This is a genomic window from Mycobacterium sp. 852002-51613_SCH5001154 (assembly GCF_001667425.1).
GTDB lineage: Bacteria > Actinomycetota > Actinomycetes > Mycobacteriales > Mycobacteriaceae > Mycobacterium.
Genome location: NZ_LZII01000044.1, coordinates 1 through 15,964 on the forward strand (window position 1 = coordinate 1; position 15,964 = coordinate 15,964).

General features: G+C 70.5%; 15 protein-coding genes. 7 read left to right on the forward strand and 8 right to left on the reverse strand.

What is annotated here, in order from left to right; translation table 11 throughout:
- Nucleotides 1-117 precede the first annotated feature (117 nt).
- The 4 genes from A5750_RS11575 to A5750_RS11590 form a co-directional block, all read right to left on the reverse strand.
- Nucleotides 118-987 carry a TauD/TfdA family dioxygenase gene (locus tag A5750_RS11575; protein WP_067262904.1) on the reverse strand — a complete coding sequence of 290 codons (870 nt, stop codon included), beginning with the start codon at nt 985-987 and terminating at the stop codon, nt 118-120.
- 91 nt (nt 988-1,078) lie between these two features.
- Nucleotides 1,079-1,939, reverse strand: a complete 861-nt coding sequence (locus A5750_RS11580) for a pseudouridine synthase (protein ID WP_067262908.1) — start codon at nt 1,937-1,939, stop codon at nt 1,079-1,081.
- A gap of 7 nt (nt 1,940-1,946) precedes the next feature.
- Nucleotides 1,947-3,704 carry a glycerol-3-phosphate dehydrogenase/oxidase gene (locus A5750_RS11585; protein ID WP_066949950.1) on the reverse strand — a complete coding sequence of 586 codons (1,758 nt, stop codon included), beginning with the start codon at nt 3,702-3,704 and terminating at the stop codon, nt 1,947-1,949.
- Nucleotides 3,705-3,770: 66 nt separating this feature from the next.
- Nucleotides 3,771-5,186: an NAD(P)H-quinone dehydrogenase gene (locus A5750_RS11590; RefSeq protein ID WP_066949953.1), complete on the reverse strand. Its 1,416-nt coding sequence runs from the start codon at nt 5,184-5,186 to the stop codon at nt 3,771-3,773.
- Between the two features lie 95 nt (nt 5,187-5,281).
- On the opposite strand from A5750_RS11590, the gene A5750_RS11595 reads away from it, so the two are divergent.
- Nucleotides 5,282-5,761 (forward strand): gamma-glutamylcyclotransferase, encoded by a 480-nt coding sequence (locus A5750_RS11595; RefSeq protein WP_066949956.1) that lies wholly within the window; start codon nt 5,282-5,284, stop codon nt 5,759-5,761.
- 89 nt (nt 5,762-5,850) lie between these two features.
- A complete protein-coding gene (locus tag A5750_RS11600) occupies nt 5,851-6,669 on the forward strand; it encodes an alpha/beta hydrolase (protein WP_067262928.1) in 819 nt (272 codons plus the stop codon).
- On the opposite strand, the gene A5750_RS11605 is transcribed toward A5750_RS11600, so the two are convergent.
- The 3 genes from A5750_RS11605 to A5750_RS11615 are packed head-to-tail and all read right to left on the reverse strand — an operon-like array spanning nt 6,666 to nt 9,676.
- Nucleotides 6,666-7,844 (reverse strand): amidohydrolase, encoded by a 1,179-nt coding sequence (locus tag A5750_RS11605; protein ID WP_066949958.1) that lies wholly within the window; start codon nt 7,842-7,844, stop codon nt 6,666-6,668. The genes A5750_RS11600 and A5750_RS11605 overlap by 4 nt on opposite strands.
- The gene (locus tag A5750_RS11610; protein WP_067262911.1) at nt 7,841-9,022 is read right to left on the reverse strand and encodes a M20 family metallopeptidase; all 1,182 of its coding nucleotides are present in this window, start codon (nt 9,020-9,022) and stop codon (nt 7,841-7,843) included. The genes A5750_RS11605 and A5750_RS11610 overlap by 4 nt, the downstream gene beginning before the upstream one ends.
- Before the next feature lie 36 nt (nt 9,023-9,058).
- Entirely contained in the window at nt 9,059-9,676 is a 618-nt protein-coding gene (locus A5750_RS11615; protein ID WP_231989175.1) for a cutinase family protein, read from the reverse strand.
- A gap of 104 nt (nt 9,677-9,780) precedes the next feature.
- Here A5750_RS11615 and A5750_RS11620 point away from each other — a divergent pair, with 104 nt between their 5' ends.
- Both A5750_RS11620 and A5750_RS11625 read left to right on the forward strand, forming a co-directional pair.
- Complete coding sequence (locus A5750_RS11620) at nt 9,781-10,587, forward strand: purine-nucleoside phosphorylase (RefSeq protein ID WP_067262914.1); 807 nt, start codon at nt 9,781-9,783, stop codon at nt 10,585-10,587.
- A 1-nt stretch (nt 10,588) separates the two neighbouring features.
- Nucleotides 10,589-12,190 (forward strand): phospho-sugar mutase, encoded by a 1,602-nt coding sequence (locus A5750_RS11625; protein ID WP_067262917.1) that lies wholly within the window; start codon nt 10,589-10,591, stop codon nt 12,188-12,190.
- A 5-nt stretch (nt 12,191-12,195) separates the two neighbouring features.
- On the opposite strand, the gene upp is transcribed toward A5750_RS11625, so the two are convergent.
- A complete protein-coding gene (gene upp / locus A5750_RS11630) occupies nt 12,196-12,819 on the reverse strand; it encodes a uracil phosphoribosyltransferase (RefSeq protein ID WP_066951422.1) in 624 nt (207 codons plus the stop codon).
- Nucleotides 12,820-12,996: 177 nt separating this feature from the next.
- Here upp and A5750_RS11635 point away from each other — a divergent pair, with 177 nt between their 5' ends.
- The 3 genes from A5750_RS11635 to A5750_RS11645 form a co-directional block, all read left to right on the forward strand.
- Nucleotides 12,997-13,815 (forward strand): alkaline phosphatase family protein, encoded by an 819-nt coding sequence (locus A5750_RS11635; protein ID WP_067262920.1) that lies wholly within the window; start codon nt 12,997-12,999, stop codon nt 13,813-13,815.
- A gap of 159 nt (nt 13,816-13,974) precedes the next feature.
- Nucleotides 13,975-15,258: a primosomal protein gene (locus A5750_RS11640; RefSeq protein ID WP_067262923.1), complete on the forward strand. Its 1,284-nt coding sequence runs from the start codon at nt 13,975-13,977 to the stop codon at nt 15,256-15,258.
- 41 nt (nt 15,259-15,299) lie between these two features.
- Nucleotides 15,300-15,964: VWA domain-containing protein (locus tag A5750_RS11645; protein ID WP_067262926.1), on the forward strand; the 665-nt coding region annotated here is incomplete at its 3' end.

A 15,964-nucleotide genomic window follows, 5' to 3' on the forward strand; every position in this document is an offset into this window, starting at 1 on the left:
CGCCGCCGACTCCGCCGTCGCAGACGGATACCGCCGCTCGAAGTGCTCATCGAACTCCGCGATCACCGCGGGCGACGACCCCCTCGATTCGAACATACATTCGATTATGCCACCCGGCTACGACAACCGCATGGCCCCCAGCCCGTCCGCGGCCGTCGCGGAAATCGTGCTCCGCACCATGAAGCGTGGCTCCCCCGCCGGCCACGGCCGGCCGCGATGCATGACCGCGCGGTTATCCCACATCACCACGTCGCCCTCGCGCCACGAGTGCACGAATCGGGCCTCACGGGCAGTTGCTGCCTCGGTCAGCCCGGCGATCAGCTCCCGCGCCGCCGCCGGCGCCATACCCTCGATCGCGTACGCGTGCGAGGCCAAATACAGCGCCTTGCGGCCGTTGACCGGATTGCGCCACACCAGACGCCAGCATTGCGGCGGCAGCGCCGCGCGCTCGGCCGGGCCGGCCAGGTCGGGCGCGATCTTGCCGCGCGAATAGGCGTACTCGTGCCAGGCAAAGCAATCTTCGAGCCGCCGTTGTAACCCGGGATCGAGGCGTTCGAAGGCGAGCCGGGTGGAGACATACTCGGTCTCACCTCCATGCCCCGGAATGACGCGCGACGACAACACCGAAGCGAGCGCCGGGACGCGCTTGAACGAGCTGTCGGTATGCCAGAGCTGGTTGGCCTTGTTCTCTAGGGCAATCCGGTGGCCTTCGGGCACGACGTTGCCCGCCTCGTCGAGGGTCTTGAGGATGACGAGGTTGGTGCCATGCCCGTCCGAACCGACCTTGGTGACCTCGAGCGGACCGAAGCAGCGGGAGAAGGCGAGCTGCGCTTCGTCGGTGACGTCCTGATCTCGGAACACCAGGACCGAATGCTCCTCGAACGCCGCGCGTACCGCTGCGTGCGCGACCTCCGATGCCGCGACGTCCTGAATGCTGACCCCACACACCTCTGCAGCGAAGCCCAGGCCCGACGGGACGATCTCCATCGGCGGCCTCCGAAGCGTTCGAGGTTTTCAATACGACTGTCCACCTAGAGCGCGCGCCCGGCAAGCCATCGGCACGACAGACCGAGCGAAACTACGGCCCCGCTCGCCGGCTGACGAACTCGCGGAGGTCCCCCGTCACCGGATCGTCGAACTCGATGCGCTGCGCCAGCAACCGCAGCGGCGTGCTGAAATCATCGGCCGGCACGTCAATGATGTTGGGGTACAACGGGTCTCCGTTGATCGGTACACCAAGGGCGGCCATGCTCACGCGCAGCTGGTGGGTGCGCCCGGTGCGCGGGGTGAGCCGGTACAGGCCGTCCGGGGAAAGGAGTTCCACCAGCGTTTCCGCGTTGGGCGCTCCGGGTTCGCAGACGGCCTGCAAAACCCCGCGCCGCTTGACGATCCGGCTGCGCACCACGCGCGGCAACACCAGGGCCGGGTCCACGGCGGCGCGCGCCAGATACGTCTTGCGCACCAACCCCCGCGAGAACAGCGTCTGGTATGTGCCGCGCACCTCGCGGCGCGCGGTGAACAGCAACACCCCGGCGGTCAGCCGGTCCAGCCGATGCGCCGGGCTCAGCTCAGGCAGGCCCAGCTCCCGGCGCAGCCGCACCAGCGCCGTCTGCGCCACGTGGCTGCCGCGCGGCATGGTGGCCAGAAAATGCGGCTTGTCGACGACCACGATGTCGGCGTCGCGATGAAGCACCGGAATGTCGAATGGCACCGGAACTTCATGAGGCAGCTCCCGGTAGAGAAACACGTGTGATCCGGCGGGCAGCACCGTGGCCTCGTCGACCACCGCACCGTCGGCGTCGACCACCTCCCCGGCCAGCACCTTCGACCGCGCCGGCGCGCCGAACCGCTCGGTCAGCTCGGCCAGGACCGGTCCGCCGTGCAGCCGCACCCGCGCCGGGCCGAGCCCGTCGCGCACCGGCAGCGGCGCCGTTCTCACCTGACGCTCAATTCAAAGGCACCGGCTCGAGGATCTCGGCGCGCGCCTCCGGGGCGCTCGCCCGCAGCTCGTCCGCCGACACGTCGTCGGGCTGGGCCTGCGACAAGATCTCGGCCTCCACCCGCGCGGAGTAGTTCGCCACCTCACGCTCGACGTCGGCGGCACTCCAGCCGAGCACGGGCGCGACCACGTCGGCGACCTCGCCGGCGCAGTCCACGCCGCGGTGCGAGTACTCGATGGAAATGCGCATCCGGCGGGCCAGGATGTCCTCGAGGTGCAGCGCCCCCTCGGCGATGACGGCGTACAGGGCCTCCACCTTCAGGTAGCCCGGCGCCTCCTTGATCGGGCTGAGCAGGTCGGCGTTTCCGGCCGCCAGACCCAGCACGTCGCCGATCAGCGAACCGTAGCGATCCAGCAGATGCCGCACCCGGTACGGATGCAAACCTTGCAGCGCCGCAACGTGTTCGGCCTGATTCACCAGGGCGAAGTAACCGTCGGCACCCAGCAGGCTGACCTTCTCGGTGATCGAGGGCGCCACGCGGGCCGGGACGAACTGGGCCGCCGCGTCGATCGCATCGGCGGCCATCACCCGATAGGTCGTGTACTTGCCGCCGGCGATGGCCACCAATCCCGGCGCGGGCACCGCCACCGCGTGCTCGCGCGACAGCTTGGAGGTCTCCTCGCTCTCCCCGGCCAGCAGCGGCCGCAGCCCCGCGTACACGCCGTCGATGTCGGCATGCGTCAGCGGAATGGCCAGCACGGTGTTGACCGTCTGCAGGATGTAGTCGATGTCGGCCTTGGTGGCCGCGGGGTGGGCCAGGTCCAGATTCCAGTCGGTATCGGTCGTGCCGATGATCCAGTGCGTGCCCCACGGGATGACGAACATCACCGACTTCTCGGTGCGCAGGATGATGGCGACGTCGCTGACGATACGGTCGCGCGGCACCACCACGTGCACGCCCTTGGACGCGCGCACCTGAAATCGCCCGCGCTGCTTCGACAACGCCTGAATCTCGTCGGTCCACACCCCGGTCGCATTGACCACGACGTGGCCGCGGACTTCGGTGACGGCGCCGTTCTCGGAGTCGCGGACCCGCACGCCGGTCACCCGGTCGCCCTCGCGCAGCATCGCGACCACCTGGGTGGAGGTCCGCACCACCGCGCCGTAGTGGGCGGCGGTGCGCGCGACGGTCATGGTGTGCCGGGCGTCGTCGACGACGGTGTCGTAGTAGCGGATTCCGCCGATCAGGGACGTCCGCTTTAAGCCAGGACTCAACCGCAACGCGCCGGCCCGGGTCAGATGCCTTTGCGCCGGAACGGATTTCGCGCCGCCCATCCGGTCGTAAAGGAAGATGCCCGCGGCGACGTAGGGCCGCTCCCACACGCGGTTGGTCAGCGGAAACAAGAACGGCATCGGCTTGACCAGATGCGGCGCCAGGGTGGTCAGCGACAGCTCCCGCTCGTAAAGCGCCTCGCGCACCAGCCCGAACTCCAGTTGTTCGAGATAACGCAACCCGCCGTGAAACATCTTCGACGACCGGCTCGAGGTGCCCGACGCGAAATCGCGCGCCTCGACCAGCGCCACCTTCAGCCCTCGGGTGGCGGCGTCCAGCGCGCAACCGGAGCCCACCACGCCGCCGCCGATGACGACGACGTCGAACTGCTCGGCGCCGAGTCGCTCCCACGCCAGCGCGCGCTGCTGAGGTCCCAACGTGGAAGCCGCCCAGGTCTGTGTGCTCTGGGGCGCCTGTATCGGGTTGCTCACGGCAGAGGACTCCTCACCGGGAAACTCCTGTCGGTTACTCGCCAGTAGGACGGTGTCGGACCAAGGCTAGTCGAGATCGTCGTGGGCCATCAGCCGACGAGCGGCCTCGGTGATCGAACCGGACAGCGACGGGTAAACGGCGAGCGTCTGCGCCAGCTCGTTGACCGTGATGCGGTTTTGGACGGCCACGGCGATCGGCAGGATCAGTTCCGATGCGATCGGGGCCACCACCACGCCACCGATCACCACGCCGGTGGACTTCCGGCAGAACATCTTCACGAAACCCTGTCGCAGCCCGGACATCTTGGCCCGCGCGTTGGTGCGCAGCGGCAGCATGATCGTGCGGGCCGACACCGAACCGTCGTCGATCATCGTTTGCGGCACCCCGACGGCCGCGATCTCCGGCCGGGTGAACACCGTCGCCGCCACCGTGCGCAACCGGATCGGGCTGACGCCCTCGCCCAGCGCGTGATACATCGCGATGCGGCCCTGCATGGCGGCCACCGACGCCAGCGGCAGCAGGCCGGTGCAGTCGCCGGCGGCGTAGATGCCGGCCACGGAGGTCCGCGACACCCGGTCCACGGTCAGGTAGCCGCCGCGGCCCAGCTCGATGCCGACGCGGTCCAGGCCGAGCCCGCCGGTGTTGGGGACCGAACCGATGGTCATCAGGGCGTGGCTGCCCTCGACGGTGCGCCCGTCGGCCAGGGTGACCAGCACGCCGTCTCCGGTGCGGGTCACCGACTGGGCACGGGCGTTCTTGACCAGCTCGACGCCGCGCTCGGAGAACGCCTCTTCCAGGACCAACGCGGCGTCGGCGTCCTCGTAGGGCAGCACCCGGTCCCGGCTGGCGACAACCGTCACGGGTACGCCCAGCTCGGTGTAGGCGTGCACGAACTCGGCACCGGTGACACCCGACCCGACCACGATGAGGTGTTCGGGCAGCGCCTCCAGGTTGTAGAGCTGCCGCCAGGTCAGGATCCGCTCACCGTCGGGCTGCGCGGACGGCAGGACCCGCGGGCTGGCGCCCGTCGCGATCAGCACGACGTCGGCCTCGTACTCGCTGGTGGTGCCGTCGGGGGCGGTCGCCTTGATGCGGTGGCAGGCCAGCCCCGGTGTGGGGTCGATCAGCTCGCCGTGCCCGGCGACCACGTGCACGCCCATGCCGAGCAGCTGTTCGGTGATGTCGGCCGACTGCTCGGTGGCGAGTTGCTTGACCCGGGCGTGAATCCGCGGCAGCGAGATCTTCGCGTCGTCGATGTCGATGTCGAAGCCGAGCCGCGGCGCCCTGCGCAACTCGGTGCGCAGCCAGGTCGACGCGATGAACGTCTTGGACGGAACGCAGTCGTCCAGCACGGCCGCGCCGCCGATCCCGTCGGAGTCGATCACCGTGACGTGGGTGGTGTCGGGGTGGGAGGTGGCGGCCACCAGCGCGGCTTCGTAACCGGCCGGGCCTCCACCGAGGATCACGATGCGGGTCGCCACAGCCCCAACCTAGCGGGGGGACCCGGGCCACCGCAGCGCGGCGACGATGCCGTCGGGACAAGACCGCGCGCGCGTGTGACGTCTAAGCTTTCCCCGTGCCGATCTACGCCGCCTACGGGTCGAACATGGATCCTGAGCAGATGCTCAAGCGCGCACCCCATTCGCCGATGGCCGGAACGGGCTGGTTGCACGGGTGGCGATTGACGTTCGGGGGCGAGGACATCGGCTGGGAAGGCGCGCTGGCCACGGTCGTCGAAGATCCGGATTCCAAGGTGTTCGTCGTCCTGTACGACATGACCCCGGCCGACGAGAACAACCTCGACCGGTGGGAGGGCTCCGAGTTCGGGGTGCACAAGAAGATCCGCTGCCGGGTGGAGCGCATCTCGTCGGACACCAGCACCGACCCCGTGCTGGCGTGGCTGTATGTGCTCGACGCCTGGGAGGGTGGGCTGCCGTCCGCGCGGTATCTCGGCGTGATGGCGGATGCGGCCGAAATCGCCGGAGCGCCGGCCGATTACGTGCACAACCTGCGAACTCGACCGGCCCACAACGTCGGTCCGGGAACGGGCTCCTAAGGCCCGTGTCGATTCTCTCCACACCGGTGGTCGCCGACGCACTGGCGCGTACGTTCGCCGCCACGGTCAGGCCGGCTCCCAAGGCCGCCGTGCGGTTTCCGGAATTTCGGAGCCAGACCTCTGAGGTCTCCATCCCCACCCGGCACGGCGCGGCGTCGGCAACCGTCTACCGCCCGCCGGCCGGCACGGCGAACCCGTCCGTCTACGTCAACGTGCACGGCGGCGGCTTCGTGGTCGGGCACCCCGAACAAGACGATCCGTGGTGCCGATACCTCGCCGCGAACGCGGGCGTCGTGGTGATCAATCCGGACTATGTGCTGGCGCCGCGTCACCGCTTTCCCGCGGCGCCCCATCAGGTCTACGACATCGTGTGCTGGGCGGCGGCCCCCGACCGCGACTGGGACGGCAGCCGGCTCTGCGTCGGCGGCCAGAGCGCCGGCGGCAACCTCAGCGCCGCCGCGGCACGGCTGGCCCTGGAGAACGGCGGGCCCCGCATCGCGTTGCAGGTGCTGCATTACGCGCCGCTTGACCTCGTGACGCCCACCCGCGACAAGCCGTCCAGCGCGGGCGACCGGGCGGTCATGAAACCGTGGATGGGCGAGGTGTTCGACACCGCTTACGTGCCCGACCCGGCACAGCGGCGCGACCGCCTCGCCTCTCCCGCCTGGGGCGACAACGCCGACGCAATCGCGGGCATCGCACCGGCATTGGTCGTGACGGCCGAACACGATCGGCTTCGCGACGAGGCCCGCAGATACGCCGAAAAGCTCGACGCCGCAGGAGCATTGGCGGAGTACCACGAGGTGGCCGGCGTCGACCACGGCTACAACATCATGAGCGCGGCGACCGACGTCACCCGTCGAACCTATGCGCACATCGCCGGGCACGTCGTGCGTGCCACGAGCTAGGGCAGCGAAAACGCGGCCGCCTGCTCGACGATGTTGACCATCACGCGCAGCCCGATCGCCAGGGCGCGCTCGTCGAGGTCGAACGTCGGCTGGTGCAAATCCAGCTGCGGCCCCTGGCCCGGCCACACGCCCAGGCGCGCCATCGCGCCGGGAATCTCCTCGAGGTACCAGGAGAAGTCCTCGCCCCCGCCGGACTGGCGGGTGTCGGCGAGCGCGTCCGGGCCGATGGCCTCGATCGCGTGGGTGAGGATGCGCGTCGAGACGTCCTCGTTGACCACCGGCGGCACGCCGCGCCGGTATTGCAGCGTGTGGTCGATGCCCAGCGGCGCCAGCAGGGCCGACACCGTGTCGCGGATGATCTCCTCGAGGCCCACCCAGGTCTGCCGGCTGGCGGTGCGGACCGTGCCGCCCAGCACCCCGCTCTGCGGGATGGCGTTGGCGGCCACCCCCGCGTTGACCGCGCCCCACACCAGCACGGTGCCGTTGCGCGGGTCGATGCGCCGCGACAACACCCCGGGCAGCCCGGTGATCAGCGTGCCGAGCCCGTAGACCAGGTCGGCGGTCAGGTGCGGACGCGACGTGTGCCCGCCCGGGGAATGCAGGATGATCTCGATCTGGTCGGCCGCCGAGGTGATGGGCCCGTGCCGGACCGCGATCTGGCCGACCTCGAGCCGGGGATCGCAGTGCAGGGCGAAGATCCGCGACACCCCGGTGATCGCCCCCGCGGCGATGGCGTCGATCGCGCCGCCGGGCATCAGCTCCTCGGCGGCCTGGAAGATCAGCCGCACCCCGACCGGCAGCTGCGGCACCGACGCCAGGGTCAGCGCGGTGCCGAGCAGGATGGCGGTGTGGGCGTCATGGCCGCAGGCGTGCGCGACGTTGGGCATGGTGGAGGTGTAGGGCGCGCCGGTGCGCTCGGCCATGGGCAGCGCGTCCATGTCGGCCCGCAGCGCGATGCGCGGCTCGTGTTCGGGCCCCAGATCGCAGACCAGTCCCGTTCCGCCCGGTAGCACCTTTGGGTTGAGCCCCGCGTCGGCCAGCCGCTCGGCGACGAACTGGGTGGTGGCGTACTCCTGGCGGCCCAGCTCGGGGTAGCGGTGGATGTGCCGGCGCCATTCGACCAGGTCGTCGTGGTGTGCGGCCAGCCAGGAGGAAGCGGCGTCGGCGAGGCTCATGCGTGCGCCCGCCGTTCCTGCGTGGCCAGCACGCGGTCACGTTCGGCCGGCGTCTGGGCCAGCTGAACCACCGTGCGGGCCAGCATGATCGCGCCCTCGACGACGGCGCGGTCGGCGCTGGGGCCGGCGGCGGCCGTGGCGAACGCGCGCTGGTGCACCATGGCGCCACCGGCGTCGACCCCGACGATCGGATGGATGCCCGGCAGCACGTGCGTCACGTTGCCCATGTCGGTGCTGCCCATGGGCAGCGCCGCTTCGAACTCGCGGGCCACCGGCTCGCGCCCGAGCCGGCGCATCTCGTCGCGGAAGACGTCGGCCAGCCATTCGTCGGGCCTGAGTTCGTCGTAGGGGGGTGCCGGGTTGTCGATCTCGTAGTCGCAGCCGGTGGCCAGCGCACCCGCGGCGAAGCACGCGTACATCCTGCCCTCCAGCTGTCTCAACGAGTCCGATTCGACCGCCCGCATGGCATACAGCAGCGTCGCGTGCCCGGGGATGACGTTGACCGCCTGGCCGCCGTCGGTGACGATGCCGTGCACCAGTTGGCCGGGGGCCAGCTGTTGCCTCAACAGCCCGACGGCCACCTGCGCGACGGTCACGGCGTCGGCGGCGTTGACCCCCTGATGCGGCGCGACGGCAGCATGGGATTCCTTGCCGCGGTAGTGCACGGTCGCTTCCGACAGCGCCAGTGAACGGGCCGCCGCGATGTCGGCGGGCCCCGGGTGCAGCATCACCGCCGCCGCCACGTCGTCGAACACCCCGGCCTGCAACAGCAGCGCCTTGCCGCCACCCGCCTCCTCGGCGGGGGTGCCGATCAGAGCCACCCGCAGGCCCAGGTCGTCGGCCACCTCGGCCAGCGCCAGCGCGGTGCCCACCGCCGATGCGGCGATGATGTTGTGGCCGCAGGCGTGGCCGATCTCGGGAAGCGCGTCGTATTCGGCGCACACCCCGATGGTCAGCGGCCCGCTGCCGAAGTCGGCGCGGAAGGCGGTGTCCAGGCCGCCCGCGGACGCGGTGATCTCGAAACCGCGTTCGGCGACCAGCGCCTGGGCCTTGGCGCAGCTGCGATGCTCGGCGAACGCCAGCTCGGGCTCGGCGTGGATGGCGTGGGACAGCTCAACCAGGTCGGAGCCCCGTCGCCGCACGACATCCTCGACGTTGTCCAATGCGGTGGTGGGCATTCTCGCAGTATCCCACCGCGACCTTCACGGCCTCAGTTACACCAGCCCGGCGATGAATCCGGCGGCCTGTCCGGGGTAGGGCGGCACACCGTAATCGTGGTGGGCCTCCCGGTCCCGGCCGCCGACCACGCACACCGGATCACCGTCAACGCAGATGTCGATGGCGCGGCCGGCGAACTGGCCCGCGGTCGACAAGGGCGTGTTGAACCGGTTTCCGGGGTTGCCGAACACCGCCACCGCCCTGACCTTGTTGGCCAGCCCCGGGTCCAGCGCGGGAGCCGACCCGAAGTTGCCGATGCGCTCGCCCAGCGGCGGCACCCCCGCCAGCATCGAGACCGCGGCGGCGCCCTGCGAGAAGCCGCCGAGCACCAGCTTCGTCGCCGGGCACTGGTCGACCATCTGCGCGATGTGGTCGCGGGCGTCGTTGGCGCCGTCGGCGGTCTGCAGGAAGTTGTAGCTGGCAGGGTAGTTCACCGCGTACGCGTCGACGCTGCGCGAGCCGAGGGCGGGCTGCAGCGCGGCGAGCAGCGCGTCTCCGGCGACCCCGAGGCCGGGCGGCTCCGCGGTGCCGCGGGCGAAGATGAGCTGAACGTCGGGACATCCGTCGGCCCGCGCCGGCGCCGTCGGACCGGTCGTGATCGAAAGCACCGCCACCGCAACGGCGACGGCTAGGCCGACAACCGGCCACCTACGAAGATTCATGCGGCAGATTTTCACATATTCCGGCGCGCGCCACTCCGCCGCTAAGCTCCCCGACTGTGGCCGAACCCCCGCTCGACCCCGCCGACCTCGCGCGGCGGGCGGCGCAGGCCATCGGGGAGCGCACCGGCGTACCCGAGCACGACGTCGCCATCGTGCTCGGATCCGGCTGGCGCCCGGCGGTTTCCGCGCTCGGCTCCCCGACCGCCGTGCTGCCCCAGGCCGACGTGCCCGGGTTCGCGCCGCCCACCGCCGTCGGGCACACCGGCGAGCTGATCTCGACGCGAATCGGCGATCGCCGGGTGCTGGTGCTGGTCGGTCGCGTGCACGCGTACGAGGGCCACGACCTGTGCCACGTCGTACACCCGGTGCGCGCGGCCTGCGCGGCGGGGGCGCGCATCGTCGTGCTCACCAACGCGGCCGGCGGCGTGCGGCCCGACCTGGCGGTAGGCCAGCCGGTGCTGATCAGCGACCACCTCAACCTGACCGCCCGTTCGCCGTTGGTCGGCCCGCAGTTCGTGGACTTGACCGACGCCTACTCGCCGCGGCTGCGGGACCTCGCCCGCCAGGGCGACCCGGGACTGGCCGAGGGCGTCTACGCCGGCCTGCCCGGGCCGCACTACGAGACGCCCGCCGAGGTGCGCATGCTGCGGATGCTGGGCGCCGACCTGGTCGGCATGTCGACCGTGCACGAGACCATCGCGGCCCGGGCGGCCGGCGCCGAGGTGCTGGGGGTGTCGTTGGTCACCAACCCGGCCGCGGGGATCGGCGGCGAGCCGCTGAGCCACGCGGAGGTGCTCGCCGCCGGCGCCGCGTCGGCCAGCCGCATGGGCGCGCTGCTGGCCGACGTCGTAGCCCGGTTGTGAGATGACGCCCGAGGAGCGGATCGCCGCGGCGGAGTGGATCGCACACGATCCCGACCCGGCTACGGCCGCCGAGCTCGCGGCGTGCGGTCCCGAGGAGCTCGCCGCGCGGTTCGCCCACCCGCTCACGTTCGGCACCGCCGGCCTGCGCGGTCCGGTGCGCGGCGGCCCCGACGCCATGAACGTGGCGGTGGTGTCGCGCGCCACCTGGGCGGTGGCGCGGATACTCGACGGACGCGGCCTGGCCGGCTCGCCGGTCATCGTCGGGCGCGACTCCCGGCACGGCTCCGCCGTTTTCGCCACGGTTACTGCCGAAGTGCTTGCCGCCCAGGGCTTCTCGGTGCTGCTGCTGCCTGGGCCGGTGCCGACGCCGGTGGTCGCGTTCGCCGTGCGCCACACCGGCGCCGCCGCGGGCATACAGATCACCGCCTCGCACAACCCGCCGACCGACAACGGCTTCAAGGTCTACACCGACGGTGGCATCCAGATCGTCTCCCCGACCGATCGCGAGATCGAGGCCGCGATCTCCGCCGCTCCCCCGGCCGACGAAATCCACCGGGCTCCGGTGCAGCCCGCCGTCAGCGATCTGGTCGAGCGCTACATCGCGCGCGCCGCCGCGGTGCGGCGCGGCACCGGTTCGGTGCGGGTGGCTTTGACCCCGCTGCACGGGGTGGGCGGCGGCGTGGCCGTGGAAGCGTTGCAGCGCGCCGGTTTCGGGCAGGTGCACACCGTGGGAGCGCAGTTCGCACCGGACCCCGACTTTCCCACCGTCGCCTTCCCCAATCCCGAGGAACCCGGCGCCACCGACGCGCTGCTCGCGTTGGCCGCGGAGGTCACGGCCGACGTCGCGATCGCGCTGGACCCCGACGCCGACCGATGCGCGGTCGGCGTCCCGGCCGGCTCGGGCTGGCGGATGCTGTCCGGGGACGAAACCGGTTGGCTGCTTGGCGATTACATCTTGTCGCGGGCCGCCGATCCCCGAACGGCGGTGGTGGCCAGCACCGTGGTGTCGTCACGGATGCTGGCGGCCATCGCGCGCCGGTACGGGGCCACCCACGTCGAAACCCTCACCGGCTTCAAGTGGCTGGCGCGCGCCGACGCCGGCGTGCCGGACGGCACGCTGATGTACGCCTACGAGGAGGCGATCGGGCACTGCGTCGACCCGGACGCCGTGCGCGACAAGGACGGCATCAGCGCCGCGGTGCTGGTGTGCGATCTGGTGGCCGCGCTCAAAGACCGGGGCCGTTCGGTTTCCGACGCGCTCGACGACCTCGCCCGGCGATACGGCGTGCACGACGTCGCCGCGGTGTCGCGCCGCGTCGCCGACGCCGCCGAGGCCGCCGAGCTGATGCGGCGGCTGCGCGAGACGCCACCGGAAACGCTGGCCGGGTTCACCGCGACCGTCACCGCCATCGCCGACGCGCTGATCTTCACCGGCGGCGACGACGACGCGTCGGTCAGGCTGGTGGTGCGGCCGTCCGGGACCGAGCCGAAGCTGAAGTGCTACATCGAGGTTCGCTGCGCGGCGACCGGCGAACTGGACGACGCCCGCCAGCGGGCCAGGGCGGTGCGCGACGAGCTGGTGTCCGCGGCGCAGAGCTGGTGACCGGGCTAGCGCGGCCCGTATTGACGGTCGCCCGCGTCGCCGAGACCCGGCACGATGTAAGCGTTCTCGTTGAGCCCGTCGTCGACCGCCACGGTGAACAGGCGCGCTTCGGGAGCCTTCTCCTCAAGCGCGGCAACGCCTTCGGGCGCGGCCACCGCGCACAACACCGTGATGTCGGTCGCACCGCGCTCCAGCAGCAGGCCGACCGTGTACTGCAACGACCCGCCGGTGGCCAGCATCGGATCCATGACGAACACCGGCAGGCCGGCCAGCTCGTCGGGCAGCGACTCGAAATACCCAGTCGCGCGATGGGTTTCCTCGTCGCGGGCCACGCCGACGAATCCGACCCGGGCTTGCGGCAGAAGCGCGAGCGCCTGATCCACCATGCCCAGCCCGGCCCGCAGCACCGGCACCAGCAGTGGCGGTTTGGCCAGCCGCACTCCCTGCGTCTCCGCCAGTGGCGTGCGGACGGGAAAGGTCTCTCGGGGCGCGTCCCGGGTGGCTTCGTAGACCAGCATCGCGGTCACATCCCGCAACGCCGCCCGGAAACCCTCGTTGTCGGTGCGCTCGTCGCGCATCGTCGTCAGCCGGGCGACCGCCAGCGGGTGATCGACAACGCGCACCTCCACGGTGCTTGACCTTATATAACGATCCGGCCGCAGTTCGCTAACGCCCCGCTGAAGCCGCCCGCGTCGCCGCGGACGGTGTGCCGGGTCCACCCATATGCTCCCGTAGTGCTGAGCGGAATCGCGGGTTCAACAGGGTTGACGGGCAGGGCATTTCGAGTCCTTGAACTGCTCGGCGCGATGGCCTTGATCGCGTTGGCGGCCAGCCCGTTGACTCCGCGGATCGGCCTTGTGGCAGCGGCCATTCCGAAGCCCGACCACATCGTGATCGTGGTGGAGGAGAACCGTTCCGAGTCGCACATCATCGGCAACAAGTCGGCGCCCTTCATCACCGCGCTGGCCGCGGGTGGGGCCAACATGGCCCAGTCGTTCGCCGAAACACACCCCAGCGAGCCGAACTACCTGGCGCTGTTCGCCGGCAACACCTTCGGGGTGACCACGGACCAATGCCCGGTCAACGGCGGCGCCGCCCCCAACCTGGGTTCCGAACTGCTGGCCGCGGGCTACACATTCGTCGGCTTCGCCGAAGGCCTGCCCGCGGTCGGCTCGCCCGCGTGCAGCGCCGGCAAGTACGCGCGCAAACACGTGCCCTGGGCCAACTTCACCAATGTGCCGCCGGCGAACTCGCTGCCGTTCTCGGCGTTCCCGATGGGCAACTACGCCAGCCTGCCCACCGTGTCGTTCGTCATCCCCAACAACGACGACAACATGCACGACGGCTCCATTGCGCAGGCCGACGCCTGGCTGAACCGCGAGCTGTCGGGTTACGCCAATTGGGCGGCGGCCAACAACAGCCTGCTGATCGTGACGTTCGACGAGGACGACGGCGGGAACCGAAACCAGATCCCCACGATCTTTTACGGCGCCCACGTCCGTCCCGGCAATTACAGCGAACAGATCAACCACTACAACGTGCTGTCCACGATCGAGCAGATGTACGGCCTGCCCAAAACCGGATACGCGGCCAGCGCGCCACCGGTCACCGATATCTGGGGCTAGGTCCAATCGCCCGGTTCCTTACTCGCCCCGTCCCGGCGCTCGCCGTCACCGGGCTAGGTCCGATCGCCCGATTCCTTACTCGCCCCGTCCCGGCGCTCGCCGTCACCGGGCTAGGTCCGATGGCAAGCACCTTCGGTGGCCGTCGCTATTGTGTGCCGCATGGCTGCTGACCTCGTGCCCATCCGCCTGAGCCTCTCCGATGGTGACCGCTACACCGTCTGGGCGCCCCGCTGGCGGGACGCCGGCGACGAGTGGGAGGCGTTCCTGGGCAAGGACGAGGACCTGTATGTCTTCTCTTCCGTCGCCGACCTGGTCGCGTTCGTGCGCTCCGACAACGACAACGACCTGGTTGACCACCCGGCGTGGAAGGACCTGACCGCGGCGCACGCGCACAAGTTCTCACCGGCCGCCGACCAGCAGTTCGATCTGGTCGCGGTCGAGGAGCTGGTGTCGGAGAAGCCGACGGAGGAGTCGGTGAGCGGGCTGGCCCGCACGCTGGCGCTCGTCTCGTCCATCGGGTCGGTGTGCGAGCTCGCGGCGGTGTCGAAGTTCTTCAACGGCAATCCCACGTTGGGCACCGTGTCGGGCGGGATCGACCACTTCAGCGGCAAGGCCGGCCTCAAACGCTGGAACGCGCTCGGCGAGATCATCGGGCGCAGCTGGGACGACGTGCTCGGCGCGATCGAAGACATCGTCACCACCCCCGAGGTAGACACCAAGCTGTCGACCAAGGCCGCCGACGAGCTGGCCGAAGAGCCCGAGGAAGAAGAGGCAGAAGACACCGAAGCCGTGCCCGAGGAGGCCGAAGACGAGGCCGACGACGAGGCCGACGAGCCGGTGGAGGCCGACGCCGAGGAACCCCGCGCGGCCGCTGACACCGTGATCCTGGGTAGCGACGAGGATTTCTGGCAGCAGGTGGGCATCGACCCGATTCGGATCATGACGAGTTCGGGCACCTTCTACACCCTGCGTTGCTACCTCGACGACCGCCCGATCTTCCTGGGCCGCAACGGGCGCATCAGCGTGTTCACCTCCGAACGGGCGCTGGCCCGTTACCTCGCCGACGAGCACGACCACGACCTGGCCGACCTGAGCACCTACGACGACATCCGCACCGCCGCCACCGACGGTTCGCTGGAAGTCAAGGTCACCGAGGACAACATCTACGTGCTCAGCGGGCTGGCCGACGACATCGCCGACGGGCCGGACGCCGTGGACCGCGACCAGCTGGACCTTGCCGTAGAACTGCTGCGCGACATCGGCGACTACTCGGAGGAGGGCACGGTCGACAAGGCGCTGGAGACGGGCCGCCCACTGGGCAAGCTGGTGGCCTACGTTCTCGAGCCCGGCTCGGTCGGCAAGCCCTCGGCGCCGTACGCCGCGGCGGTGCGGGAATGGGAGAACTTGGAGCAATTCGTCGACGGGCGGCTCAGGCGCGAATAGCCCCCGTTTGACGGGCCTACGAGTCTCCTCTTTACTGGCGGGTGTCGCTTCCCGGGATCGGCCCATTACCGCTGTACGGCTTTCAACGGCCGGGCATGCTGTTGTTCGGTTTGCTCCCGCTGGCCCTGCTCGCGGTCTACGTCCTGGTCCAGGCCCGCCGCCGGCGCCGGCTGCGTCGGTTCACCGAGGCGAACGTGCCACAGTCGCCGACGCGGCACATTCCGATCGCCGTATCACTGCTCAGCCTGGTCCTGCTGACCATCGCGCTGGCCACGCCGACCCATGACATGCGCATCCCGCGCAACCGGGCCGTCATCGTGCTGGTCATCGACGTGTCGGAGTCCATGGCCTCCACCGACGTCCCGCCCGACCGGCTGACCGCCGCCAAGGAGGCCGGCAAGCAATTCGCCGACGAGCTGACGCCGGCCATCAACCTGGGGCTGGTGGAGTTCGCGGCCAACGCCTCGCTGCTGGTCTCCCCGACCACCAACCGTGCGGCCGTGAAGGCGGCGATCGACAACCTGAAACCGGCCCCCAAGACCGCGACGGGTGAAGGCCTCTTCACCGCGCTGCAGGCCATCGCGACGGTCGGGTCGGTGATGGGGGGCGGCGACGGCCCGCCGCCGGCGCGCATCGTGCTGGAGTCCGACGGCGCCGAGAACGTGCCGCTGGACCCCAACGCCCCGCAGGGGGCTTTCACCGCCGC